Origin of the sequence: Corallococcus exiguus (assembly GCF_009909105.1) — a bacterium.
GTDB classification, from domain to species: domain Bacteria; phylum Myxococcota; class Myxococcia; order Myxococcales; family Myxococcaceae; genus Corallococcus; species Corallococcus exiguus.
The window spans coordinates 684,608-709,426 of the sequence record NZ_JAAAPK010000005.1; the positions used below are offsets into that span (position 1 = coordinate 684,608).

The following is a 24,819-nucleotide window of genomic DNA, read 5'->3' on the forward strand; positions in this document are numbered from 1 at the left end:
GCCCCTCTGTCCTTTCCGGCGCGACATAGGCTTTACTGAGAGGCGCTTCGCATTTCTCCCGGGGGGGCAGAATGCATTGTCGTTGGCTCGTCGTCGCATTGACCCTGCTGTCCGTCGGCTGTGCCCATTCGAAGCGTGCACCCGAAGCGGCGCTGCCCAAATACGAGCACGTCTTCCAGAAACCCCTGACGGAGGCGCTCGCAGCCACGCGCCAGCTGCTGGAGGAACAGGGCTACACCTTCGAGGAAACGGAGGACCCCAACCAGCTCGTCACCGCCTGGTCCGAACCCGACCGGGCCGGCTCGCGCAACACCACATACACGCGCTACCTGGTGACAGGTATCGCGCTGAGCCCGCGCCAGTCCGTCGTGCGCATCTTCCGCATGACGCACCAGGCGGCGGGCAATGACGTTGAGTGGAAGAAGGTGTGGTGGAAGGTCTACCTGGAACGCGGGGAGCAAGTGTCCAATCCCTTCGTGAAGGAGGTGGACTTCGACCAGGACGACGCGATGACCAAGCGGCTGTCCATGCTGCGCGGCGCCCAGCAGGGCACCCGCGACCTGGACCTGGAGCAGGCGCTCACGTTGCGGCTGGAGTCCGCGCCCTCTGTCGAAGTCCTCGCCGGTAACGCGGCGGAAGACAAACGCCCCGCCCCCGTCCGCGCGCCGGAGTTCTACCTGGAGCGCTGGAAGGAAGAGGCCGTCGCGGAAGGCCCGTGCACCACGTCCGTGCGCGGCCTGCCGGAGCTGCTGCACCCGGGCCTCACGCTGCTCATCGGCGAGCAACTGGGCTCCAACGAAGTGCCGGAAGTGGTGGGCCACGTGGTGTGCCAGGCGGCCCAGTCCGGGCTCGCGGTGACACTGGGCCTGTCCATCCCCGACACGGAGCAGGCGCGCGTGAACGCGTACCTGTCCAGCCCCGGCGCCCCGGCCGACCAGGACGCGCTGCTGGAAGGTCGCTTCTGGACGCGCACGTACCAGGACGGCCGCAGCAGCCGCGCCGTCATGGAACTCATCGACCGCGTGCGGGCCCTGCGCGCGGCGGGACTGAGGGTGACGGTGGTGGCCTACGACACGGACTTGATGAACGGCAGCGAGCGCGACGCGGCCCTGGCCCAGGTCTGGACGAAGCGCCGTGCCGCGAAGCCGGACGAGGTCCAGGTGGTGCTCGCCGGCAACACGCACACGCAGATGGAGAAGGGCACGCAGTGGGACCCGTCCTTCACCCCCATGGCGCACCTGATGAAGGAGAACCGTTCGCTCGTCGTGCTGGACATGAGCTACGCGCAGGGCACGCGATGGGGCTGCGACCTGAACCGCGACAGCAAGCTGGTCTGCGGCATCGTGGGCGCCACGCCCGCGCCGGCGGTGGCCGCCCGCCCCGGCCTGAGCCCGTACCTCCAGCTGCGCGAGACCTCGCCCAACGAGCCCTTCCGGGGCCTGCTGTACGTGGGGCGGCTCACGGCCTCCCTACCGGCCATCCTCGGACCGCAAGAGGCGCCGTCCACCGACCCCGCCCAGGCCCCCCGGATGCCCGGCCGCGACCGGCCTCTGCCGGGCGTCTTCTAGCGGCTCACGGATTGACGACCGTTAACGTCAGGGTTAATCATTCACCCTGACGTTAACGAAATTCGTCCGCCCGGAGTCACCGCCATGAAGCCCATCCCCGAGGACTGGCCGCGCATCTCCTCCAGCCTCTTCTACGTGGACGCTCCCGCCGCCATCGACTGGCTGGAGCGCGCGTTCGGCTTCCAGACGCGCCTCAAGGTGGAGGGCGCGGACAACAGCATCGTGCACGCGGAGCTGGCCTACGGCGACGGCGTCATCATGGTGAACTCCTCCGGGCGCCACGGCCTCCACCAGAGCCCCCGGCTGCACGGGGGCGTCAACACGCAGACCCTCACGGTCTACGTGGACGACGTGGACGCCCACTGCGCCCAGGCTCGCGCGGCCGGCGCCGTCATCCTCATGGAGCCCGAGACCAAGAACTACGGCGACGACTGGGGCACCAACCGCACCTACGGCGCCGAGGACCTCGAAGGCCACCGCTGGTGGTTCACCCAGCGCGTCTTCGGCCCGAAGTAGGTTCGTCCGCCATGGCCACCCCGTCCGCGCTCGACCGCACCCTGGCCGCCCTCGCCGACCCCACGCGCCGGGGCGTCGTGGACCGGCTGCGCCACCGGCCCCACCCCGCCGGCGAGCTGGCCGCCGCGTTCGACATGAGCCCCCCGGCCATGTCCCGCCACCTGCGCGTGCTGCGCCAGACGGGGCTCGTGGAGGAGCGCATCGACTCGGACGACGCCCGCGTGCGCGTCTACTCGCTGCGCCCGGAGCCCTTCGCCGCCCTGCGCGGCTGGCTGGACGAGGTGGAGTCCTTCTGGGGCGACCAGCTGGGCGCCTTCAAGGCCCACGCCGAACGCACCCGCGGCACGAAGCCCTCCAGAGGCCGCAAGTCATGACGGCCGACCGCGCCCGCGTCACTACCTTCGTCGCCGTGTCCCCGTTGGACGCCTTCGAGGTCTTCACCGAGGAGACCGACCTCTGGTGGAAGAAGGGCCCGCGCTACCGCGGCCTGCGGAACCCTCGCGGCGTCCTGCGCTTCGAACCGCCCGGCCCCGGCGGCCGGCTGCTGGAGTCCTTCGAAAACGACATCTACGAAATCGGCCGCGTGCTCGTCTGGGAGCCCGGCGCGCGGCTCGTCTTCCAATGGCGCGCGAGCAACTTCGCCCCCGGAGAGACCACCGAGGTCGACGTCCGCTTCGAGCCCACCTTCGGCGGCACCCGCGTGGTGCTCGAGCACCGGGGCTGGGACGCCATCCGCATGGACCACCCCGTGCGCCACGGCCAGGATGGAGCGGCCACTGTCGCGACCATCGGCCGCTGGTGGGGGGACCTCGTCACGCGCTACCGGCTCCACGCCGCGCGGCCCCGCTCCACTTGAGGAAGCCCCGCTGACTACTTGCAGGGGCCGCAGTCCGCCGCGCAGCTGTCCGCCGTGTTGCTGCCGCCGCACTTCTCCGTCAGCTGACACACGCCGTCGCCGCAGCGGTAGATGTCCTGGGACAGCATGCGCGTGGTGATGGGCCGGTAGTTCACGCCGTTGTACGTGCAGCGCGTGTAGTACGTCCGCGTGGCGTCCAGCGTGCAGTAGTACCGGCACGCGCCCACGTGCTTCATCGGCGTGCACGCCGTCGTGTCGCTCCAGGACGACAGGCCGCAGGTGCGCACCGTGCTCTCGTCGTAGTCCAGGTACGCGCCGTCGTTCGCCGCGAACGTGCCTTCACCCGTGAAGAGGTTGCCGAAGAAGCACGCCTCCTTTTCGTTGTAGGTGCTCAGCTCGTCCGTGGAGTACGGCATCGTCCCGCCCACCGCGTCGCGCCCCAGCACGGAGATGTTCACGTGCACGCCGTACTTGTTCGCGTGCGCCGCCAGACACGCGCTCACCACCTGCTGCTCCGCCACCGTCGCCGGCTGCCCCCCGGCCCACCCCGGCGCCAATCCCAGACTCCCGTCCCACAGGTAGCTCTTCCCCGTGGACGGCGACTGGTAGGTCAGCGTCATCCCCGCCGCCATCGAGCACCTCACCACGTAGCGCATCACCATCTCCGCCGTGGCGGGGTCCTGGTGGAACCAGGTCTGGAATGCGTTCGTGGACAGGCCATTCACTGTCAGGCCATTCACCGTCAGCCCATTCACCGTCAGGCCATTCACTGTCAGGCCATTCACTGTCAGGCCATTCACCGTCAGCCCATTGGAGGAGACCAGCGCGTCCGAGGACTGGCCCGTCACCTCCGTGGCTTCGTTGATGGGAGCACCGCAGCCCACCAGCGCCGCGGCCAGACAGAGCGCCGTCCAGGGGGAGGAACGGAATGAAACATTGCGAGGGGGATTGAGACGCATGGGGACTGCCTCCGCGTGAGGGCCTCACGAGCCGTGCGGCCTGATCAACCGGTAAACGCACTCCGACGAAGCGAGCAGCGCCCCTGCCCTCCCGGCCCATCCCCTTCGGTCCTTCGCACAACACGCGCGGCGTGCGGCGGCGGACGCTCCCTCCCTCAGCGCATGGCTGCGAACGCTCACCCCTTCCAAAAAGGTCAGGCAGTCCGCGTCCGGCTCCGGCCGGCCTTCGCCTTCGCCTTCGGGCGCGGCGGCCGAGGCAGCCGCACCGTGAATGTCGTCCCCTCCTTCTGGGTCGACGTCACCTCCACCGTCCCCCCGTGGGCCAGGACAATCTCCTTCACGATGAACAACCCCAGCCCCAGCCCGCTGTTGCGCCGGCCGCCCTGCTCACGCTCGCCCTCGCCCTGGTGGAACGGATCAAACAGCCGCTCACGCAGCTCCTCCGGGATGGGCGAGCCGGGGTTCTGCACCTCCAGCACCTGGTGCTCGCCCTTCGCCCAGCAGCGCAGGAACACCGGCGCGTCCGGACTGCCGTGCTCCAGCGCGTTGCCCACCAGGTTGGAGAGCACCTGCGCCAGCCGCTCCGAGTCCCACTCCCCTTCCGCCTTGCCATCCACATCCACCGCCACCGCGCGGTCCGGGTACGCCGCGGACAATTCGTCCACCACCTGCTGACACACCGCCCCCAGGTCCGTGGGGCCCTTGCGCAGTGGGATGCCGCCGGCCAGCCGGGCGCGCGTCAAATCCAGCAGGTCCGCGATCATGTTCCCCATGCGCGTCGCGGAGGACTCAATCCGCTGCGCATGCTGCCGGTGCTGCTCCGGCGTGCACTCCAGCGGCCCCCGGCGCTTCTGCGCCCGCGCCGACAGCACGATGGCGTTGAGCGGGTTGCGCAGGTCGTGTCCCAGGATGCCGATGAAGCGCTCGCGGAAGCGCGCCTCCTCCACCATCGTCTCCATCTGGCGGGTGCGCTCGGTGACGTCCATCATGGAGCCGATCATCCGCACCGGGCGCCCCTCGTCGTCGCGCGCCAGCACGCCCCGGTCCAGGACATGCGCCCAGCTGCCGTCCGCGCGCAGGAAGCGGTACTCCTCGCTCCAGACGTCGCCCGTGGACGCGACGAACTCCACCAGCCGGTCCACCACCCGGTCCCGATCGTCGTCGTGCACGCGCTCGCCCCACCAGCCCAGCTTGTGCTCCAGGATGGACGTGGCGTGGCCGAACGCGTTCCCCGTGCCCGGGTCCCACCGCACGTGGTCCGTGGCGAAGTGCCAGTCCCACAGCACGTCGTGCGTGGCGCGCGTCGCCAGCCGGTAGCGCTCCTCCGCCTCGCGCAGCGCGCTCACCGTCTGCTCCGCCCTGGCCAGCGCGGCCTCCACCTCCTGCCGCGCCGCCCGCTCCCGCTCCGCCTGATGCGCGTCCGCCGCCTGGCCCTCGTCGCGAGGCAACAGCCACAGCGCCAATCCCTCTCCGTGCCGCACCACCACGTACCGCCGCCCCGCCGGGTCGCCCGGCAGCAGGCCCACATGCGGAACACCGCGCATCAGCACGCGCACGAACGTCGCCACGTCGAACAGCGCGGCGCCCTCCCGCGTCCACAGGGACACGTGACGGCCCAGCTCCAGGGAGCGCACCCAGCCCTCCGCCGGGACGTTCATGGACGTCCAGCGGAAGTCGAGCGCTTCGCCTGTCTCCCCGTGCAGCGGCTCGAGGAGGATGCAGGGCGTCTCGCTGTCAGCGGGCAGTTCCCATGCCGGAGCCATTCCCGGCCCCCAGGACAAACCCATCATCGTGCTCCCCCCGACGCTACAGGTCTGTTCCCCCACCCTTCACGTCGGTGCCGGGCAGGCTGGAAAAACCCGCGTCTCACGGAATACTGACACATCTGGCCACGAGTGGAGCAGCCCTGGAGGGCAGGGGGCGCGAAAATCGGTTCACCCCCGAGCAGTGGACCTGCCCTTCAGGACAGGTCAGTACCGGCCCTTGACGCCGATGATGGGCAGGGCAATGGGCAGTCCCACCGCACTCTTGGTCAGGGGTTGCCGGCTGTAGCCGCCGCCCAGGTAGTCGAAGCCCAGCGTCTCCGTGTTGAGGGTGACGTTGAGCATGTCCAGATAGGCCTCCAGGGTGAACGTCTCGTAGGCCCAGGCCTTGGAGACGCGCAGGTCGAAGCGGAAGAAGGGCGGCAGCCGGTCCACCTGATCGCGATCCACCTGCACCCACGCGGGGCGGCCGTCTGAGTCCACGCCCTCGCGGTGCGTCTGGCTTCCCAGGGTGCCGTACTCCGGGCGTCCGCTGTTGAAATGGAGCACGCCTCCCAGGGTGATGTTGTTGGAGAACTTGTGGCTGACCACCAGGTTCAAGATGTGTGTCTGGTCGAACGCGAAGGGCAGGTCCGCGGAGTCCTCGGAGATGGCCCGACCTGACGAGTCATATCGATAGAAGGTGGTGCGCCGCGTGCTGCGCTGGAGGCTGTACGAAAGCCAGCCGAACCAGTTGTTCCCCAGCGGGTAGCGGATGAGCACCTCCAACCCATACGCCAGGCCATGGCTGGTGAAGTCCGGGATGTCCCAGTCGTCCCGGCTGACAGGCGGTCTATCGACGTCGATCTGCCGCGCGCGCACCCGGCGGAAGCCGTCCTGGCGAGGCGGGCCCCCACCGGGCGGAGGCTCAACGACGTCCGGGTCCCCCGGGTCTCCGATGTCGTCCGTCAGGCCCTCGTCGGAGAAGGGCGTGAGCTCGATGGTGCGCAGCATGGGGTTCACATAGACGTCCAGCCCCACCTCCCACTTGTCGAAGGCCTTCCACTCCACGCCCGTGGAGAGCTGCACGCCTTCCTGGAGCCCCAACAACAGACTGCCCACGTCCACCACCGGCAGGCTGATGAGGGTGGTGGGCGGCTGGTGGAAGATCCCTGCGCCGCCCTTGAGCGTCACGGTGTCGGTGAGCTTGTGGCGCACGGTGAGGCGCGGCTCGATGACCTTGTGGTCGAAGCCGCCGGACAGGTGGTAGCTGTCCAGGCGCAGGCCGGGCACCACCGTCCATCTGTCATTGGGCGTCCACACCCCTTCCGCGTACGCGCCGGTGAAGGTGGCCAGCGCCACGGGCACGCGCACCGTGTCCTCCTCCACCTCCTGGCCGTTCTCCACCGTGAGCACGTCCACGATGGCGCGCTTGTGCTCCAGGTCCGCGCCCGCGCGCAGCAGCAGCCGCTCATCCCATGGCACGCTGTAGCCCAGGCGCCCGGAGAAGTTGTCCTGGTCGATGTAGATTTCGTTCCCGTTGTCCGGCCCGCGCGACACGACAGCGAAGCGGTCCAGGCCCCACGTCCCGCCAATCTCAAGCTCACCCTTGCCCAGCGGGTGGCGGCCGCGCAGGTCCACGCGGTGGAAGGCAACGGACTGGAGCGCGGTGTCGCCCTGGTCGTCCTGCGCCTCCGAGCCGAACGTGTCCGACGAGCCAAAGGCAAACAACCGCAGCTTGCCCTGCCCCACGTCCTGCTCCACGCGGGCCTGGTAGTCCCAGAAGTCCAACACCACCTTCGGGTTGGTGCGCCCCGGCGGCGGCGGGTCCTGCAACTGATTGGCCGCGAGCGCGATGATCCACGGCGTATAGGAATAGCGGCCCGCGAGGCTGACGCTGGTGCCGGTGGACTTGAAGGGCGTCTCGATGAAGAAGCCCGCGTTGATGAAGTCCGCGTAGGCGCTGCCGTGCACGCGGTCGTCGCGAGGCCGGGTGAGGCGCCCGTCGATGGCGCCGCCCATCAGCCGGCCGTACTGCGGCGGCGGCGAGCCCGGATAGAAGTCGATGGCGTCCAGGAAGTCCGGGTGGATGACCGCGGGCCCCAGGAACAGGTGGAAGAGGATGGGGATGCGGATGCCGTCCAGGAAGTAGCCGGTGGACGCGGGCTGGCTGCCGCGCACCACCGGGTACGCCACGCCGGACAGCATGCTGCCCACGCCCGGCAGCAGCATGACCACGCGGAAGGGGTCGCCCATGGTGCCGGGCACTTCCCGCAGCTCCGCGTCGTGCAGCGTGATGCGGCTCACCTCCGTGCGCTCACGGTCGCCGCGCACCACCGTCTCGTAGGGGTTCAGCACGAGCGGCTCCAGGCCGTAGACGACCTCCAGCGACTCGGTGGACTTCAGCGCCTCGCGGAACAGGCCGGGCTTGTGGCCGGGGGCGAACACGCGCACCGCCTGACCGCCCGTGGGGAAGCGCGCCTCGAAGCGGCCGTTCTCGTCCGTCTGCACCGGCGAGTCCGGCGCCGCGTCCGACACCAGCGTCGCCCCAATCAACGGCCGGCGGTTGCCCTTCTCCCGCACCAGGCCCTTGAGGGTGATGGGGCCCTGCGGCATGGGAACGCCGCCGTCCGCGTTGGTGGCCATCGGGACGGGCGCCTCGAAGCGGTACTCGAAGAACAGGCGCACCGCGACGGGCTGGCCCTCCATCATCGCGGGAGAGAAGCGCAGGGACGGCGCCGCGTGCAGCGCGGCCTCGTTGAGCAGCGGGTGCACGCCGTCCACCAGCGTGGCGGAGTCCACCTCGCCCGCCTCGTCCACCAGCAGCTCCAGCTTCACCGTGCCCGCCACGCCCTCGCCCACCAGCCGGGGCGGGTACGGCGCGGGCGAGTCCCTCACCAGCGAGGGCGGCACGAAGGCCGCCAGCGAGGGGCCTCCGTCCGTGCCAGCAGCAGCCGCACCGGGCTCCACCGCCCAGCCGCCATCGGTGGTGCGCTGGAGGTCCGCCTCCTTCGAGACCGAGCCCATGCCCCCGTCCTGGGGACCGTCCCCTTCCGTCCACGGTGCGCCCATGCTCCGCGGGGCAACGCCGGGGGTGAGGTTCTCCTCCGTGACGGGCAGGCCCGCGTCCAGGGTGTCGCCCAGCCGGGCACTGCCAGGGTCCGCTTCAGGAGATTGGGCTTGAGCCGGCCACGACAGGCACAGGCAAAGCACCAGCGCGGCGGCGTGCCAGGGGGTGCTCCTCTTCGCGAAGGTCATGGGCGATGGCGTTCGTGCAAGGAAGGTCCCGGCCAGCATCCATGAGGCCAGGGGATGTCCTCCCTGACAAGCGCTGCTCCGTGACGCGTGCCATCACCGCCCGCCCGGGGCCGTGCGGGCAGCGGACCTTTTCCGCTGGAGGACATTTGCACTCCGCGTCACGTCTCGCCGTGGATGACGGGACCGCTCCCCGGGACAGGGCGCCCCATTTCGGATCCATCCCCACCTTCCAGGAAGTCGCCCTTTCCCATTCCCGGACGCCATGCCCATGGTGGAACGCCCCAACCCTCCCAGAGCACTCTCCAACGACATGCACCAAGGCAGGGTTCGCGTGGCGCCCGGCGTCACGCGAGCCCGCTTATGATTCCCCCGCCGTCCCTGCGCTACCTTCCTCACGGACTGCTCGCGTCACTGCTGTTGGGCCTGATGTTGATGCCGCTGCTCTTCCCGCCGTCGCTGGCGCGCGCGGGCAATGAAGGACCGGACACGTTCATCGACGAAGGGCCCCCCGGGGCCACGCCCTCCAGGGAGGCCACCTTCGTCTTCACCGCCACCACGCTGAAGCCCGTGTTCTGGTGCTCGCTGGATGGCAGCCTCTACATCCCCTGCGAATCCCCATGGCGCCTGAAGGACCTGCCCGTGGGCGAGCACACCCTGGACGTGTACGCGGTGGACGTGAACACCGCGCAGCGCGACTCCACCCCGTCCGGGTGGGTGTGGCGGGTGACGAAAGCCGACCCGCGCTCGGGCACGGCCCGCCCGCCCGCGTCCGCGCCCTGAAGGCCCCTTTAGCGGCGCGTGGGCAGGATGGCGCTGGCCACCAGGCTCATCAGCTTGAGCTGGGGGCGCGGCAGCCGTCGCACCGCGCGGAGCAGGCGGCGCATCTCCGGCAGGTCGTCCTTGTCCGTGGAGTCCTCCTCCCACAGCCCCGCGCCCGCCGCCGCCGCCAGGGCCAGCCCCAGGGACGCGTCCGCGGACAGCTGCAGCGCCAGGCACAGGCGGAACAGCGTGGGGACGCTGGGCATCATCTTGCCCCGCTCCAGCCGGCCGTAGACCTCCGACGCGATGCCGACGCGATCCGCTACGTCCGCCTGCGTGAGGCCAGCCCGCAGCCGCGCGGCCCGGGCCGCCGCCCCCACACTGACCGCCAGCTTGCGCTCCAACTGCCGCCGCGACAGCGCCGCCGCCGACGCGGGCGCCACACGGGGCTTCTTCCGGAGGCGGCCGGAAGCGAGAGGACCTCGGGGGTGGGTTTTCACCACATCAACCTTGCACGTGACGTCCGGTGGGGTGGCCGCAAGGCTCGCGACCCCTCCACCGCCGGAGCGGTTCAGAGGTCGTTATAACCCGCCACGTCAGTCGGGCCCATCCCTATATGGCAGGTAGTCCTGCATTCCCTCGCCCACGGGAAGCGCGTCGTTCATGGCTCCATTAGCCCACATGAAACGACACGCGAATCCTGGAAGGTCTGGGAGATTGTCCGGGTTCGGGGCCCCGGGGTTGCGCCGGGGGGTCAACCGTCCGTCGAGGCGACGCGCTCCCAGCCGTCCGGGTAGTGCGTGACGAGCCCCGTGGCGTCGGTGTCCACCTCGGCGACGAAGGCGCCTCCCGCGCTCTCGTAGCGGTAGCGGGTGGAGGACAGCCGGGTGTAGCGCTGCTCCAGCCGCTCCAGGGACAGGTCCGGCAGCCGCACCCACGCGGCCGTCACGTCCCGGGACTGGCCCGGCTCCAGCCCCAGCCGGCGGATGGGCAGGGTGTTGGTGGAGGGGGTGACGCTCAGGTCCACGTCCACGCACCCGCGCAGCTCCGGCACCTCGCGCCCGTCTCGCCACCAGCGCTGGTGGTCATCCACCTGGAGCACCAGCGTGCGCCGCGTGCCGCCCTGGTGCACGGCCAGCCGCGCCTCGCGCGTGTGCCAGTCCGGGTCGCACGCCACGGTGTAGCGCACGAGCAGCGGAAGGCCCTCGCCCACCAGCACCACGGTGCCGGCGAGGAGCGGGCCTTCGGCGGACTCCCACAGCTCGAAGTGCTCGGTGCCGGGAGACTCCAGGCGTCGCCAGGTCAGGGCTTGCAGGCAGCGGCCCTCGGGCGCTCCGCCGGGCCGGGCGGTGCGCGCCGTCATGGGACGGGCGGCCTCACGGCGCGCCACGTCCGGCGTAGAGGCAGTCCAGGGCCTCGTCCAACAGGCACAGGGCGGCGTCGCTCCAGCCGCGCAGCCGCTGCTGGGGCGTGGGGCGGCCCACGTGGGGGATGAGCTGCGCGTCGGCGGCGTCCTCGATGAACTGCGCCTGCTGCTCCGGGTTGAGCTCCGCCCAGCGCCGGTGACCCACGGCCTTGCGCCAGTCGTAGCCGTCACCCAGGTATTGCGCGGCGAGCGAACCGCTCAGGTAGCCCGTGCCGCCGTGCTGGTGCTGCCACACGTGCGTGAGCTCGTGCACCAGCAGCCGGAAGCCCACCGCGCCGTAGCCGGGCGGGATGAAGAGGACATCCCCATGAGCGAACGCGCGGCCCGGCAGGCCCAAGAGGCCCAGGGCGCCTTCCTTCACGCGCACGCAGCGGTAGTCCAGGCTGTCGCCGAAGATGGGACGCAGCCGGTCCACCTCCGCGTCCGTCAGCCGGCGGCCCACGGGCTCCAGGCCCGTCACCACCTGCACGGCGGACAGCACGCGCCCGCCCAGCATCAGCACCAGGTCCACCGGCACCTGCGCCACGCGGAACAGGCAGCGCTTGAGCTGCGGCAGCCCGTCGCGGGAGCGCCCCGTCGCGCAGCGGGCCATGCCGCTGGCGAAGAGCATCAGCGCCAGGTACGCGCTGCGCGCGGCGCCCGCGGACGCCCCGGCGATACCGGTGAACAAACCGTGGCCCGCGTCCGCCACCCGCGCCGTCAACGGCGCCAGGCGGGGAGCGTCACCACGGCGGGAGTCACGGACTGCTTGCGGATTGAGCGAGGTGGGAGACCCCAAGGACCCTCTCCAAGAGCGAGCGCAGCTCACCGGCGCGCCAGGGCCGGCCGAGTGCGAAGTGGGTGTCACAAGCCGTCAGGAAGGTGGCGCTCGCTTCAGGACGGAAACCGGAGGACAGGAGGATGCGCGGACCGTGGAAGCCCCGGTCCACCAGACGGCAGAGGAAATCGCTCACGACGCGGCGATCCGCGTCCAGGTCCAGCACCAGCCCGTCCACCGCCACGCCCATGTCCAGCCGCCGGTCCGCCGACGTCGCCCCCAGCGACGTCACGATCCGGCACGCCAGCCCCACCTCACGCGCCACCGCCAGCCGGACCTCCGGGGCCTCGGAGACCACCAGCAGGACCGGCGCCGCCTTCCCCGTCCGAGGCGAAGCGACCGGGACCCGGGCCCCGCGCCGCGCACCCGGGACCGCGGGCGCCGTGGGACGGCTGAAAGCGAATTCCGGGACAAGGAGGGAAGATGGTGCGGTGGACACGCCCCAAACAATAAGCAGCAAGAACGGAAATATCAAGCTTGGCTTGAATCACCGTCAGAACGGGGAGCTCCTACCAGGGTGAGGGATGCGATCTCCGGGGCGGGGCCCAGGCGCAAGGGGGGGCCCCAGTAGCCCGTGCCGCGGTGCGTATAGACCCGGGTCCCGGCGACGGTGGCCAGGCCCTGGACGACGGGCTGCTGGAGCTTCACGAAGAACATGAAGGGGAAGATCTGCCCGCCGTGGGTGTGGCCGGACAGCTGGAGGTCCACGCGCAGGCCCTGCAGGGACAGGGCGGTGCGGGGCTGGTGGGCCAGCAGCAGGCGGGGCACGTCCGGCGGGGCGCCGGCGAGCGCGAGGTCGGGGCGGCTCTCCAGGGGCGGGTCGATGTGGCCGGCGTCGTGGTCGGTGACACCGGCGACGACGAGCCGGGCGCCGCCGCGCTCCACCACGCGGTGTTCGTTGGTGAGGACGGTGATGCCCAGCCGGGCGACCTCGGCCATCCAGGCGCGGGCGCCGTGGTAGAACTCGTGGTTTCCGGTGACGTAGTAGACGCCCAGCGAGGCCTTGAGGGACGCGAGCGGCGTCATCTGGTCGCGCAGCTCCTCCACGGAGCCGTCCACCAGGTCGCCGGTGATGGCGACGATGTCCGGCTTCAGGGCGTTGACCTGATCCACCACGCGCTGGAGCCACACGCCGTCCAGGGTGGGCCCCACGTGCACGTCGGACAGCTGCACGACGCGCAAGCCCTCCAGGCCCGGACCCAGGTCCTTGAGGGCCACGGTGGTGCGCTCCACGCGGGCCTTGCCGCGCGCGGTGACGAAGGCGAAGGCCACGGCGGGCACGACGGTGCCCAGCACGGCGGCCGCGCGGCCCCGGGCGAGCGCGTGCATGTCCGTGACGGTGCCGGACAGGGACAGCGCGGCGCCGACGACGTCCGAGGCCAGCACGGCGGTGAGGAAGATGCCGAACGCGCCCAGCCAGAGGTACGCGCCCCACTGGATGACGCGGGAGAAGCCGGTGGCCTCACGGCGGGCAGCGCGGAAACCCGCCAGCAGGACGAGGAAGCAGAGGCCCAGCAGTCCCCAGCCCACGGCGGCCCAGGGAGCGGGCCAGCCAGGCGCGGTGAAGAGGCGGAGGCCGATGTAGACGTGCAGCGCGACGGGCAGGCCCAACCCCAGGAGGAGGGACAGAACCCCCCGCCAGCCCGGAGCCCCGGCCGAGCGCCGGGCCCGCCGTGATGAAGCTTCTTCCGAGGACACGTCCGTCGTCACGCGCGCCACCCTGTCGTCCCGGGGGCCGGGACGCCTTCGAGCACGGGAAGATAACGGCCACCCCCACGGCGCGCCCGCCAGCCCCGCCGGACGCCTGGCGGGGCCGCCATAAGCTAGTATTCCTTGATAAACATGGAATCACGCCCTGGGTATTCCTGGCCCGCGCTGGCGCTGTGCAGCGTGTTGACGACAGGCTGCGCGACCGCGACGTGCTTCGACAGTGTGACGTGCTGCGTGGAGGCACATCCGGGCAATCCAGCCGCGTGTGGACTCACGGCGGGCGAAGCAGCAGCCCTCATGGGAGCCGCCGCAGGGGCCGGGACTGCTGCCGCGATCACGTCGTCTCAAGCCAAGGAGGATGAGTTCGCGCACAACGCCCACCTTCCCGAATGGAAGCAGCGGTGCATCCGCGCATGGAACGACGGTGCCGACGGTAGACTCGATGGTCCCTGCACAGCCTGTCTCCGCCGATGCGAGGGGCAACACGAGTGGCCTGTCGATATGTGCGGCCCGAAGCCGAGGAAGCGTTAGATGACCGCCCGACCCGATTGGGACGCGATACGGGACCTGTCGCGTCGTGTGCTGCGAGAGGGAGCACCCCTGGCCCTCACGCAGGACGTGCGCGCGCTCATCCTCCGCACCGCTGACGAAGTCGGCATCGACAGCGCCTCCGAAGCCCTCCGGACCGATGCCGGTGCGCTCACGCTCCTGCGCGAGTGCGCCCGCCGCATCACGGACGGATCCAACAGACTCATGGATGCGCTGCACCGGATGTTCCGGTACCAGGACGCGGGCGATTACGAGCGAGCGCGCCAGGAGATGCGCGACGTGCTCTCTGTCGAAGTCGTCCCCTACTACCGCGAGGCAGCACAGGGACAGCTCGACGACATGGCCGACGCGCCGTGACCGGTCTGGGCGCGGCGCCCCAAAGGCAGCCGCGCCCTGCCCCTGTCAGCTCCGCGCCCGGCGGCGGCGCACCAGGGCGCCCAGGCCCACCAGCGCCCAGAGGCTGATCATCCCCGCGGGCGCCGAGCCGCAGCCGCAGCCCACGTCCAGGTCGGTGGGGCCTCGCACCTGGAAGCCCACCTCCGGTGAACGCAGCCCCGCCTCGCCCTGCGGCGTCACGACCTGGGCGACGACCTTGTGCGCCCCCGTCGCGAGCGCCTTGTCCGCCGTCAGCACGTGGCGGAAGACACCTTCGTCATCCGCGGTGGCGGTCGCGAGCGCCGTGCCGTCCAGCTCCAACCGCACGGACGTGCCGGGCAGCGCCACGCCCACGAACATGAAGGTCGGATCCACCGTCGAGCCCTCCTCGGGCACGAGCACCATGGGCGTCGCAGGATCCACCGGGCCCGCGTCGGAGCCGCCATCCGTTCCGCCGTCCGAGCCGGCCACCACCACCTCGAAGCCCACGACGTCGGAGTACGGCCCGTCATCGCCCGCCTCGTTGTGCGAGTGCACCGTGACCTTGTGCGCGCCCACGCTCAGCGGCGCGGAGTCCGGCACCTGGTAGCGGAAGCGCCCCAACAGGTCCAACGGCACGATGTTGTCCGGCCCGTCGTCGATGACCACACCCACGCTGGCGCCATTGAGCGCGGTGCCGGCGAACAGCGGCGTGCGCCCCACCGTGTCCCCATTCGAGGGCACCACCAGCACGGCCATCTGCACGACGCCACCGTCCGCGAGCACCACCGCGGGCGTGGAGAAGCGCACCGGCGTGGAGGGCTTGCTCGCCACGCCCAGCGACTCCGCCCAAGCGATGACGTCATGCGCGCCCGCGCTCAGTGGCGTGGTGGGGTCGTAGGTGAAGCGGCCGTCCGCCCCCGGCACCGCCGCGCCAATCTCCCGCCCATCCACGACGATGTGGACGACTGGCCCGTTCGTGCCCGCGGTCCCTTCGAAGCGAGGGCGCGTGGTGGTGGACGCCTCGCCCGCCTCCGGCGCCGTGATGACGGGCGTGACGGGGACCTGGAAGGGCTGGGACACCTCCTGCACCGTCCCCGTGGACGTGCCCGAGCCCCCGTCCGGAGTGCCGGCATCCGACGTCGTGGTGGCCGGCCCCGCGCCGTACGAACCCGCGCCCGGGTAGGCGGACACGCCCGCGCTGCCCGCGCTCGCGTTGGGCACGCACGCGAGGGTCTTGCCCTCGAGCAGGATGCGGCCCCCGGCGCCACCACCGCCCGGCCCGAAGGGCTGCTTGTCCAACTGGGTGTTGCCGCCCGCGCCGCCCCGCGCCTCGACCCCGCCGCAGTTCACGATGTCCACCGCGCGCAGCACCACCGCGCCGCCCGCGCCGCCACCGCCCGCGCCGTCGTTGCCCGACGAAGCCCCCGCGGTCGAACCCGAGGCGCTGTAGATGCCCTTGCCCTCGAACGCCGTGGAGCGGATGAACACAATGCCGCCGCCCGCTGCGCCGTTGGAGCCGGCCGCGTCGGAGCCCTGCCCCGCGCCACCGCCACCGCCGAACGTGAAGCGCTCGAACACGGAGTAGCTCAGCGCCGCGCCGCCCAACCCGCCCTGGTCGCGCGCGCCGTCCGCGGAAGCCGTGCGCCCACCGATGCCGCCCACGCCGCCGTGCCCGCCACCGCCGCCGCCGGCCGCCGTGCAGTTGCCGCCGCCACCGCCGTTGGCCAGGTTGCCGCGCCCGGTGGCGATGCCGGTCCGGGACACCGTGCCCGCCACGCCCTCGCCGCGCGCGGATCCGCCCTTGCCATGCTCCAGCTCCAGCTCCGTGCAGCCCACCAGCCCCGCGGCGTCGGTCCGGAAGACGCCGCCCAGGTAGCCCAGTCCATCCGCGTCGATGCGGCCTTCGTTGGCGACCTTCCCACTCACCAGCATCGCGAGGATGCCGCCGGACTTGCCGTTCCACGGCGACACGGTGAGCCGCGCGCCCTCCGGGATGATGACGTCGGAGTACTCGGCCACGCGCACCACCTGGGCACGCCCCGTGGCGTACGCGTAGCGCAGCGGCGCGGTCAGCGTGAGGAGGGCGGGCGTGGAGGACGACACCTTCTCCAACCGCGCCAGCTCCCAGCGCCCCAGCGAGACCGTCCCCGTCAGCGTCACGGGCTTCGTGTTGCCCACGTCCGCCGCGGAGGACAGGCCGGTGCTCTCGTGGATCATCACCAGGTCGCCGGCGGAGAGTTTGAGGCCGGACACGACCAGCTCCTGGCCCCCCGCCGCGACGCTCTTCCCCAGCGGTGCGTGCGCGTCCAGGGCGAGGCCCTGTCCCGCGACGAGGTTGAGCAAGCCGTCGCGTCCGGTGCCCAGGTCAAAGGAATCCGGCTCCGCGCGAGCGACCTGCGCCAGGAGCAATCCAACGATGAGAGCCAGCGTGATGCGCATTCCCCCATGGTGCCCCACCGGGCGTCCGGGGTCGAGGGTGGCCCAGCCGCTTCAGCGGGACGGAATCAGGTCCTGGAGCCCCCGCGCGTTGACGGGCGCGAAGAAGGGCTGCCGCAGGAGCCGTCCCAGGGCGCGGCGCTCGACGCAGAGCAGTTGGAGCGAGTCCTCCCACTCCCCCAGCACGGCCACCGCGCGCACGTCGGCCGCGTCGCGGTACAGGTCGTTGAGGTTGTGCACGAGCGCGGACACGTCCTCCACCTCCCAGCGCTCCGTGACGTCGCCCGCCGCGACGTGCAGCTCCAGCACGGGGCGCTCGCGCACGTCCACGACTTTGAACTTCCGGGCCGCGCCGCCCATGGCCGCGGTGAGGGGGCCCACCAGCTCATCCGGTCGGACGCCATACCCCACGGTGAGCCCGCCCTCGAGCAGGCCCGCGTCGCACAGCCGCAGCAGCGACACGTGGGGAGGCTCGCCCTTGGGTACGAGCCCGGACGCGGCGGCGGAATCCTTGAGCAGCCGCTCGCGGTCGAGCGCATCCAGCAGGGAGGCCATGGCCGGGCCACCCTATCAGGGCTCCTCGCCCTCCCAGTAATCCACCTGCGCGTCCAGGGGCAGGTACGCCATCAGCGTGCGCGCGGCCTTGTCGCCTCCGGGAGCGGCGCCCGCGAAGACGCCCACCTTCTTCGAGTCCGGGTACACGAGCACGTCCGGAGCCTCCATGGTGGAGAAACACAGGTAGCGCAGCGGCTCCGAGCCGTCGTTGATGAGCTGGTGCGCGCACTCCGCGCCCGGCGGCAGCGCGACGTAATCCCCTTCGCGCACGGGCAGCGTCTCCGTTCCCAGGCGCAGCGAGCCCGTACCGGACAGGACGTAGACGGCCTCCTCATTGCCCAGGTGGTAGTGCAGCGGCCACGAGCGGCGGCCCGGAGGAAGCTCCACCAGGCTGCACCCGAGCTTGCGCCCATGCGCGGCTGCGCCCAGTTGCTTGCGCTTGAGCGCCACGCGGCTGCCGTGGGCGAGCTCGGTCCAGGGAACGTCTTCGGCGTGGATGAGGTGGGGCGAGGCCATGGAGGACTCCTGTTTCACGGACGCTCCGCGACGAGCGCGAACACGCGGTGGGGAACGGACATCGGCTCCTGGGGGAAGCGCGCGGCGAGGAGCGCGGCCAGCGCGGCGTCGAAGCGGGCCACCTGCTCTGGAGGCAGCATGGCGCCAATCCGCGCGTTGGCGCGCATCCGCCCGCGCCACGCTTCGTGGGTGTAGGGCGTGAGCGTGTCGAAGGTGAAGGATGTAAGGGACTGGAAGCCGGCCACGCCCACGTCACGGAACCACTGCGGGTAGATGCCCACGCCCTGGCCGAAGTGATCCACGGCCAATTTGACGCGAGGGCTGAACTCCTCCACCAGGGCCTCGGTGGCCTCCAGCAGGTTGCCGGGCAGGGCCGTCCAGTCGAAGTGACAGAGGATGAGCTTCCCGCCGGGCTTGAGCAGGCGGAAGACCTCACGCGCGGCGGCGGCGCGGTCGAACCAGTGCCAGCACTGGCCCGCGAACACGCGGTCGAAGGAACCCGAGGGCAGGCCGGTGTTCTCCGCGGGCGCCTCGCGGAAGTCCACGCGGAGGCCTTCGTCGCGAGCGAGTTGCGCCGCGGCCTCCAGCTGCGGCGCGGACACATCCAGGGCGGTGACGTCGCAGCCGCGCCGGGCCAGGTTGCGCGCGACGGTGCCGGTGCCAGTGCCCAGGTCGAGCACGCGCAGGCCGGACGTCAGCACGCCGTCCTGTTCAAGCCGTGTGTAGAAGGCCTCCGGGAAGCCTGCCCGGTGCTTCGCGTAGTCCGACGACGTGCGTCCGAAGTCCACGTTCATGGTCGTTCTCCCCGCCAGGTCATGCCTCGGCCATGGGGAGGCTCAGCTCGACAGGAGGGTCCAGTCGAGTCGAGACTCCGCTCCAGGGAGGCACGCGAAACATGGTGCGTCGTGCAGGGGGACGTTCTCAATCTCGATTCGACCATCCAGTTGAGGAGGAGCTGCTGCGCGCGGAGGAGGCGGCGGCCCTGCTGGGGGTAAAGCGGGCGACGCTCTACACGTACGTGAGCCGGGGGCTCGTGCGGTGCGTGCCGGAGAAGGGCACGAAGGAGAACCGCTACCTGCGCGCGGACGTGGAGCGGTTGAAGACGCGCCACGATGCCCGCGCGGGCCACGCGGCGGTGGCCTCCGGAGCACTGCGCTGGGGCGAGCCCGTCATCGACTCGTCGGTGTCGCGCATCAGCGAGGAGGGGCTCTCCTACCGGGGCCACGACGCGGTGGAGCTGGCCACGCGAGGCCACCGCTTCGAGGACGTGGCGGAGCTGCTGTGGACCGGGCATCTGCCACTGGAGTCCACGACGTGGCCCGCACCGGAAGCACCGTGGGACAACGCCGGGAGCACGGAGCCGCCGGTGCGAAACACGCGGTCATCGTCCTCGGAGCGCAGTGGCGCACCTTCGCGAGACACGCGGCAGTCGGCCTCGGAGCGCGTCGCTTCAGCGACCAGGGACGCGCTGCTCGTGTCCCCCAGCGCTCTCGCAGCGATGCTCCCGCGAGACACTCCGCCCCTGTCCTCCCTGGCCGCGCTGGTGCCGCTCCTCGCCGCGAGCGACGCGGGCCGCTTCGCCGCTCCCGTGGAACAGGACATGCTCCGCGCACGTCGGATCATCCGCCACCTGGGCGCGTGGGTCTGCGTGGCCCAGGCTCCCAGCCGCGTGTCGCGAGCATTGAAGGAACCCACGGTGGCCGCGTCACTCGCCACGGCCTGGGACGCGAGGCCGAAGCGGACCGCGGAGCTGATCAACCTGGCGCTGGTGCTCTGCGCGGACCACGAGCTGAACACCTCCACCTTCGCGGCCCGCGTGACAGCGTCCTCCGGCGCGGACCTGTACGCGTGCATCAGCGCGGCGCTCGCGGCCATCTCCGGCCACCGTCACGGCGGCGCCTGCGACCGCGTGGAAGCGCTCATCGCGGAGGTCGGCCGTCCGGAGCGCGCCGCGCAGGTCATTCACGGCCGCCTGCGCCGGGGCGAAGCCGTGACGGGCTTCGGCCACCGCCTCTACCTGAAGGGAGACCCGCGCACGCCGCCGCTCGTCGCCGCCGCGTTGAGCGTGAAGCCCGAAGCACCCAAGGTCCGCGTGGCCCGCGCCGTCATGGACACCATGCGGGACGCCGGCCATCCCCCGCCGTCACTGGACTGGGGACTGGTGATGCTCGCGGACGCGCTGGGCCTGCCTTCCGGCGCCGCCACCGTGCTGTTCAGCCTGGGCCGCACCGCGGGCTGGGTCGCCCATGTCCTGGAGCAGCGTGAACAGGGCCACCTGCTCCGCCCCCGCGCCCGCTACGTGGAGCCCCCGGCCCGGTAGCACCCTGAAACATGACGGGCGGCTGTCACATGGCGTGCACGCCGCGCGGCTTTCCGTTTGGCGCTCCGGGCTCCCGTGCACACACTGGCAGCCCCGTGAGCACCTCCCGTCCGACCCTGCCCTATCCCGCCCTGATGTTGCTCGGCAACGTGGCCTTCATCGCCTCGTGGATCGTCATCCTCAAGCGCCCCGAGGGCTGGCAGCTCGTCGGCCCCGTCCTCCTCGCCCTCTTCCTGGCCCTGCGCGTGGGCGGCGTGTGGAAGTACGCCCTGAACCACCCGGACCCCGCCGGCCGCACGAGGCGCTCCGCCATCCTCTCCACCGTGCTGGCCGTGCTCGCCGTGGGGCTCTGGGGCTATACGTGGATGAGCGGTCCCCGCTAGGTATGAGCTGCCCCCGGTAGCAAACGAAACGGGCGCCCCTTCCGTGAGTGGAAGGCAGCGCCCGTCGTCACTTCCAACAGCGGAAGCAGTCCCGCGTCAGACGTTGAAGCGGAAGTGCATGCAGTCGCCGTCCTGCACGACGTACTCCTTGCCTTCCACGCGCAGCAGGCCCTTCTCCTTCACCGCCGCCTCGCTGCCCAGCTTCACCAGGTCCGTCCACCCGAAGACTTCCGCCTTGATGAAGCCGCGCTCGAAGTCGGAGTGGATGACGCCCGCCGCCTGCGGCGCCTTGAAGCCCTTGTGGATGGTCCACGCGCGGCACTCCTGCTCGCCCACCGTGAAGTACGTCCACAGGCCCAGCAGCTTGTAGCCCTCGCGAACCACCTTGTTCAGGCCCGGCTCCGTCAGGCCGGAGTCCGCCAGGAAGCCGGGGCGGTCGGCCTCGGCGAGCTGCTGGATTTCCGACTCCAGCGCCGCCGCCAGCACCACCACGCCCGCGCCCTCCTTGGCGGCCATGTCGCGCACCTGCTGCACGCGCGGGTCGCTGTCTTCCTTGCCAATCTGCCCTTCGCTGATGTTCGCCACGTACAGCACGGGCTTGTCCGTCAGCAGGAACAGGTCCTGGATGGCCGCCTTCTCGTCGTCGGTGAGCTTCTGCGCGCGCACCGTGAGGCCTTCATCCAGCTTCGCCTTGATGCGGTCCAGCAGCGCGACCTCGGCCTTCGCCTCGTCGCCCGCCTTGCCACCCATCTTGGTGTTCTTCAGCGAGCGCTCGCGGCGCTTCTCCACGGTCTCCATGTCCTTGAGGCACAGCTCCGTGTCGACCACGTCCCGGTCCCGCACCGGATTCACGCCTCCCTCGACGTGAGTGACGTTGTCGTCCTCGAAGCAGCGCAGCACGTGGAGCACCGCGTTCACCTGCCGGATGTTCCCCAGGAACTGGTTGCCCAGGCCCTCGCCCTTGGACGCGCCGCGCACCAGGCCGGCGATGTCCACGAACTCCAGCGACGTGGGGATCTTCTTCAGCGGCTTGACGAGCGCCGACAGCTGGTCCAGGCGGTCGTCCGGCACCGGCACCACGCCCACGTTCGGCTCGATGGTGCAGAACGGATAGTTCGCCGCCTGAGCGCCCGCGGCGGACAGGGCGTTGAACAGGGTGGACTTGCCCACGTTGGGCAGACCGACGATGCCAATGGAGAGAGCCATGATGGATTCCTGGAACAGGCGGGCGCGGCGGAAGACTCCCGGCCGTTAGGCCGAGCGGCGGGTCGCCGTGGCGCTGGTGGCGCCGGGCAGGCCCTGCACGAACTGCTCGGCCAGCGCGCGGTGCTTGGCGTCGTCCATGCGCTCGCTCATGAGCTTGCCGGCCACTTCCATGGCCAGGTCCACGGCCATGGCGCGGACCTCCGCGATGGCCTTGGCCTTCTGGTCGTCAATCTCGCGGCGGGCGGACTGCTTCAGCTCCTCCGCCTCCTTGCGGCTCTTGGCCATCAGCTCGTCGCGGAACTTCTCCATGTCCGCCTGCACGCGGCGGGTGGTCTCCGCGGCCTCGCGGCGGGCCTCGGCGATGGCCGTCTTCTGGTCGGCGAGCAGCTTCTCCGCCTCGGCGCGCTCACGCTTCGCGCTCTCGATGGCGTTGGTGATCTGCTTCTCGCGCTCCTCGACGAGCGACAGGATGGGCCCCCACGCCTTCGCCCGCAGCACCAGCAGGACGATGACGAAGGTGACGATGGTCCAGAAGATGAGGCCCGGACGGACCTCCACGAAGCTGCTGGCGGCGAGGACTGAGGGCAGGAACATGGCGGGTCCCGGTGAAGCGAAAAGACAGAGGGAGGATGCGGGAGACTTCAGGTGAGACAGGTGCTGCGCACTGCGAGCCGGAACGCCGGCGCCGCTTCTTCCCGAAGCGGACACCGGCCCCCGTTGCGACCTGCCGGCCTTACTGCTTGATGGCGAGCAGGATGCAGACGACCAGCGCGAACAGCGTGGCGCCTTCGATGAGGGCCGCGGCGATGATCATCGTGGTGCGGATGTCGCCGCCCGCGGCCGGCTGACGGCCCGTGGCGTCCATGGCGGCGGCGGCCAGCTTACCGATGCCGAGCGCGGCACCGATGATGGAGAGGCCGGCGCCGATACCGGCGGCGAGGAAGGCAAGAGCGAGGTTGGTCATGGGAGCACGTCTTCTTTCGTGATGCGGGACCCGCTTGTGGGGGGGTCGTGGGGGCCCTTTAGGACTACCTCCGGCGGCCTTTCGAACCGCCGGGTCTTCAACCGGGGCGCGCCGTCGTTTCCGACAGGCGCCCCGTCAACTTGTCAGCCCAGGTGGTGGGCCTTGCCGTGGTCGTGGCTGGCGCCGGTCTCATGGTGGTCATCGTGGTGGTGGCCCATGGCCACGCTCATCCCGATGAACAGCGCCGACAGCATGGTGAACACGTACGCCTGCACGAAGGCCACGAACAGCTCCAGCAGGTAGATGCCGAAGGCGAACGGCACGCTCACCAGCGCCACCGCGGGGTTGCGGAGCATGAAGATGAGGCCCAGCAGGAAGAAGATGACGATGTGGCCCGCCAGCATGTTGGCGAAGAGACGGATGGTGAGCGCGAAGGGCTTGGTGAACAGGCCCAGGACCTCCACCGGAATCATGATGGGCCACAGCCAGGGGGCCACGCCGCCCGTCAGGTGCTTCAGGTAGCCACCGATGCCCGCGGCGCGGATGCCCGCCGCCTGCGTGACGAAGAAGGTGCACAGCGCCAGGCCGCACGTGACGGCGATGTTGCCCGTGGCGGTCGCCATCCAGGGGAACAGGCCCAGCAGGTTCATGAAGAGGATGAAGAAGAACGCGGTGAGCAGGTAGGGCACGTAGCGGGGGCCCTCCTCCTTGCCGATGTTCTTGATGGCCAGCTCGTCGCGAACGAACAGCACGAGCATCTCGAAGAGGTTCGCCCCGGCGCCGCGCGGCACGAGCTTCGTCTTGTCGCGGTTGCTCCAGATGAGCAGCGCGCCGATGAGCAGCAGCGCCGCCAGCCACATCATCACCGTGTGCTTGGTGATGGAGAGGTCCAGGCAGCCCTGGCCCAGGCCCGGGTACACCTCGCCGTGGCCCCCGTGCGTGTCCGCCATGGGCGTGCAGGCGCCCTCGTGGAACGGGATGAGGATGCGCGGCAGGTGGATGGGGATGTGGTTGTGGCTGAGGGGGACCTCGAACTCGTACTCGTTCGAGTCCGCCACGTGGTGGAGGATGTAGCCGGCGACGTCATCGCCCTCGGCGTCCTGGGCCTCGTTCGCGTAGCCGTGCTCGGCGGCCTGGTCGGAGGCCCATACGGCGCCCGCGAACAGACAGGCGAACAGCACCATTGCCTTGCGCATCACTCGTCTCCGCCCGCCGCGTCTTTCGACGCGGCCATCACGTAGCTGACTTCAATCCACTGCAGCGCGAAGTAGACGCCGAAGAAGCCGCCCACGAACGCGATCGCGCTCAAACCCCGGGACACCACCCACGCCAGCCCAATCCCCACGCCCACGCCCCTGAGGGCGAAGACCACACCAACCACCTTCAACGCCGCCTTCAAATCCGCCTGCATCGCCGCGCGTCGCTTCAGCACCAGCGCCAGCACGCCCGTCACCGCCGCGATTCCCACGCCCAGCAGCGCGGCGACCCGATCCTCCGTCACCTTCGGCAGCGCCGCCGCCACCACCGCGCCCACGCCCATCACCGCCGCCGCCAGCCCCGCGTGCGTCCAGAACGGGTCCCGCTTCGGCTGTCCACCCGTCCCCGTCACTTGCGCTTCCCCAGCCGCGTCATCGCATGGAGGAAGCCGTAGAACCCCACGCCAATCCCCACCAGGCTCAAGCCCAAGAGCAGCCAGGGCGACGTCCCCAGCCACTTGTCCAGGAAGTACCCTCCCAGGACCCCCACCACCGCCCCGCCCACCAGCTTCCAGACCGCGGAGATGTACGGCTCCGCCGCCCGCATCTGCCGGGCCGTCTCGCCCAGCTCACTGCCCGGCGCGTCCGCCTGCTTCCGAGGCTCCTGGTCTGCCATGCGGACGCCTCACCAAACCCCGGGAAAGTCTTGGGTTTCCTTCACCAACC

Annotated in this window: 26 protein-coding genes; 8 read left to right on the forward strand and 18 right to left on the reverse strand. The window is 70.7% G+C overall.

Annotated elements, in window-relative coordinates:
- Window positions 1–71: 71 nt before the first annotated feature.
- From GTZ93_RS23020 to GTZ93_RS23035, 4 genes are all read left to right on the forward strand, one after another.
- Window positions 72–1,568, forward strand: a complete 1,497-nt coding sequence (locus GTZ93_RS23020; protein WP_180946172.1) for a hypothetical protein — start codon at window positions 72–74, stop codon at window positions 1,566–1,568.
- A gap of 84 nt (window positions 1,569–1,652) precedes the next feature.
- The gene (locus tag GTZ93_RS23025) at window positions 1,653–2,084 is read left to right on the forward strand and encodes a VOC family protein (protein WP_121760966.1); all 432 of its coding nucleotides are present in this window, start codon (window positions 1,653–1,655) and stop codon (window positions 2,082–2,084) included.
- An 11-nt stretch (window positions 2,085–2,095) separates the two neighbouring features.
- The gene (locus GTZ93_RS23030) at window positions 2,096–2,458 is read left to right on the forward strand and encodes an ArsR/SmtB family transcription factor (protein WP_120577149.1); all 363 of its coding nucleotides are present in this window, start codon (window positions 2,096–2,098) and stop codon (window positions 2,456–2,458) included.
- Window positions 2,455–2,940: an SRPBCC domain-containing protein gene (locus tag GTZ93_RS23035; protein ID WP_139922662.1), complete on the forward strand. Its 486-nt coding sequence runs from the start codon at window positions 2,455–2,457 to the stop codon at window positions 2,938–2,940. The genes GTZ93_RS23030 and GTZ93_RS23035 overlap by 4 nt, the downstream gene beginning before the upstream one ends.
- Before the next feature lie 14 nt (window positions 2,941–2,954).
- Here GTZ93_RS23035 and GTZ93_RS23040 read toward each other — a convergent pair whose 3' ends face one another.
- From GTZ93_RS23040 to GTZ93_RS23050, 3 genes are all read right to left on the reverse strand, one after another.
- Window positions 2,955–3,899 carry a hypothetical protein gene (locus GTZ93_RS23040; RefSeq protein WP_161662987.1) on the reverse strand — a complete coding sequence of 315 codons (945 nt, stop codon included), beginning with the start codon at window positions 3,897–3,899 and terminating at the stop codon, window positions 2,955–2,957.
- Window positions 3,900–4,093: 194 nt separating this feature from the next.
- On the reverse strand, window positions 4,094–5,662 hold the full coding sequence (locus GTZ93_RS23045) for a PAS domain-containing sensor histidine kinase (RefSeq protein WP_161662988.1): 1,569 nt from the start codon (window positions 5,660–5,662) through the stop codon (window positions 4,094–4,096).
- A 207-nt stretch (window positions 5,663–5,869) separates the two neighbouring features.
- On the reverse strand, window positions 5,870–8,899 hold the full coding sequence (locus tag GTZ93_RS23050) for a TonB-dependent receptor domain-containing protein (RefSeq protein WP_180946168.1): 3,030 nt from the start codon (window positions 8,897–8,899) through the stop codon (window positions 5,870–5,872).
- Window positions 8,900–9,259: 360 nt separating this feature from the next.
- Here GTZ93_RS23050 and GTZ93_RS23055 point away from each other — a divergent pair, with 360 nt between their 5' ends.
- Window positions 9,260–9,679 (forward strand): hypothetical protein, encoded by a 420-nt coding sequence (locus GTZ93_RS23055; protein ID WP_139922504.1) that lies wholly within the window; start codon window positions 9,260–9,262, stop codon window positions 9,677–9,679.
- 8 nt (window positions 9,680–9,687) lie between these two features.
- Here GTZ93_RS23055 and GTZ93_RS23060 read toward each other — a convergent pair whose 3' ends face one another.
- The 5 genes from GTZ93_RS23060 to GTZ93_RS23080 all read right to left on the reverse strand — a co-directional run bounded on the left by GTZ93_RS23060 (window position 9,688) and on the right by GTZ93_RS23080 (window position 13,620).
- Window positions 9,688–10,101: a helix-turn-helix transcriptional regulator gene (locus GTZ93_RS23060; RefSeq protein WP_223639461.1), complete on the reverse strand. Its 414-nt coding sequence runs from the start codon at window positions 10,099–10,101 to the stop codon at window positions 9,688–9,690.
- Between the two features lie 311 nt (window positions 10,102–10,412).
- Window positions 10,413–11,021 (reverse strand): putative glycolipid-binding domain-containing protein, encoded by a 609-nt coding sequence (locus GTZ93_RS23065; RefSeq protein ID WP_139922501.1) that lies wholly within the window; start codon window positions 11,019–11,021, stop codon window positions 10,413–10,415.
- Between the two features lie 13 nt (window positions 11,022–11,034).
- Window positions 11,035–11,862, reverse strand: coding sequence for a DUF4157 domain-containing protein (locus GTZ93_RS23070; RefSeq protein ID WP_257979476.1), 828 nt, complete (start codon window positions 11,860–11,862; stop codon window positions 11,035–11,037).
- Complete coding sequence (locus tag GTZ93_RS23075) at window positions 11,822–12,199, reverse strand: hypothetical protein (protein WP_233597259.1); 378 nt, start codon at window positions 12,197–12,199, stop codon at window positions 11,822–11,824. The genes GTZ93_RS23070 and GTZ93_RS23075 overlap by 41 nt, the downstream gene beginning before the upstream one ends.
- A gap of 173 nt (window positions 12,200–12,372) precedes the next feature.
- Window positions 12,373–13,620 (reverse strand): metallophosphoesterase, encoded by a 1,248-nt coding sequence (locus GTZ93_RS23080; protein ID WP_390624900.1) that lies wholly within the window; start codon window positions 13,618–13,620, stop codon window positions 12,373–12,375.
- Window positions 13,621–14,142: 522 nt separating this feature from the next.
- Here GTZ93_RS23080 and GTZ93_RS23085 point away from each other — a divergent pair.
- Window positions 14,143–14,517, forward strand: a complete 375-nt coding sequence (locus tag GTZ93_RS23085; protein ID WP_139921810.1) for a DUSAM domain-containing protein — start codon at window positions 14,143–14,145, stop codon at window positions 14,515–14,517.
- 45 nt (window positions 14,518–14,562) lie between these two features.
- On the opposite strand, the gene agmC is transcribed toward GTZ93_RS23085, so the two are convergent.
- From agmC to GTZ93_RS23105, 4 genes are read right to left on the reverse strand one after another with little or no spacing between them, the layout of a single operon-like run.
- Window positions 14,563–16,956 (reverse strand): adventurous gliding motility protein AgmC, encoded by a 2,394-nt coding sequence (gene agmC / locus GTZ93_RS23090; RefSeq protein WP_139921812.1) that lies wholly within the window; start codon window positions 16,954–16,956, stop codon window positions 14,563–14,565.
- A 51-nt stretch (window positions 16,957–17,007) separates the two neighbouring features.
- Window positions 17,008–17,508, reverse strand: coding sequence for a hypothetical protein (locus tag GTZ93_RS23095; protein ID WP_139921814.1), 501 nt, complete (start codon window positions 17,506–17,508; stop codon window positions 17,008–17,010).
- Window positions 17,509–17,523: 15 nt separating this feature from the next.
- On the reverse strand, window positions 17,524–18,024 hold the full coding sequence (locus GTZ93_RS23100; RefSeq protein ID WP_139921816.1) for a cupin domain-containing protein: 501 nt from the start codon (window positions 18,022–18,024) through the stop codon (window positions 17,524–17,526).
- A 14-nt stretch (window positions 18,025–18,038) separates the two neighbouring features.
- Window positions 18,039–18,818: a class I SAM-dependent methyltransferase gene (locus GTZ93_RS23105; protein ID WP_139921818.1), complete on the reverse strand. Its 780-nt coding sequence runs from the start codon at window positions 18,816–18,818 to the stop codon at window positions 18,039–18,041.
- A 101-nt stretch (window positions 18,819–18,919) separates the two neighbouring features.
- On the opposite strand from GTZ93_RS23105, the gene GTZ93_RS23110 reads away from it, so the two are divergent.
- On the forward strand, window positions 18,920–20,344 hold the full coding sequence (locus tag GTZ93_RS23110) for a citrate synthase (protein ID WP_139921821.1): 1,425 nt from the start codon (window positions 18,920–18,922) through the stop codon (window positions 20,342–20,344).
- 95 nt (window positions 20,345–20,439) lie between these two features.
- A complete protein-coding gene (locus GTZ93_RS23115) occupies window positions 20,440–20,727 on the forward strand; it encodes a hypothetical protein (protein ID WP_169822075.1) in 288 nt (95 codons plus the stop codon).
- A 96-nt stretch (window positions 20,728–20,823) separates the two neighbouring features.
- On the opposite strand, the gene ychF is transcribed toward GTZ93_RS23115, so the two are convergent.
- From ychF to GTZ93_RS23145, 6 genes are all read right to left on the reverse strand, one after another.
- Window positions 20,824–21,933: a redox-regulated ATPase YchF gene (gene ychF / locus GTZ93_RS23120; protein ID WP_120598655.1), complete on the reverse strand. Its 1,110-nt coding sequence runs from the start codon at window positions 21,931–21,933 to the stop codon at window positions 20,824–20,826.
- 45 nt (window positions 21,934–21,978) lie between these two features.
- Window positions 21,979–22,527, reverse strand: coding sequence for a F0F1 ATP synthase subunit B (atpF, locus tag GTZ93_RS23125; RefSeq protein ID WP_139921823.1), 549 nt, complete (start codon window positions 22,525–22,527; stop codon window positions 21,979–21,981).
- A gap of 139 nt (window positions 22,528–22,666) precedes the next feature.
- A complete protein-coding gene (locus GTZ93_RS23130; RefSeq protein WP_120560834.1) occupies window positions 22,667–22,897 on the reverse strand; it encodes an ATP synthase F0 subunit C in 231 nt (76 codons plus the stop codon).
- A 143-nt stretch (window positions 22,898–23,040) separates the two neighbouring features.
- A complete protein-coding gene (gene atpB, locus GTZ93_RS23135; RefSeq protein WP_139921825.1) occupies window positions 23,041–24,093 on the reverse strand; it encodes a F0F1 ATP synthase subunit A in 1,053 nt (350 codons plus the stop codon).
- Window positions 24,093–24,506, reverse strand: a complete 414-nt coding sequence (locus GTZ93_RS23140) for a hypothetical protein (RefSeq protein ID WP_139921827.1) — start codon at window positions 24,504–24,506, stop codon at window positions 24,093–24,095. The genes atpB and GTZ93_RS23140 overlap by 1 nt, the downstream gene beginning before the upstream one ends.
- Window positions 24,503–24,769 carry an AtpZ/AtpI family protein gene (locus GTZ93_RS23145; RefSeq protein WP_120560831.1) on the reverse strand — a complete coding sequence of 89 codons (267 nt, stop codon included), beginning with the start codon at window positions 24,767–24,769 and terminating at the stop codon, window positions 24,503–24,505. The genes GTZ93_RS23140 and GTZ93_RS23145 overlap by 4 nt, the downstream gene beginning before the upstream one ends.
- Between the last annotated feature and the right edge of the window lie 50 nt (window positions 24,770–24,819).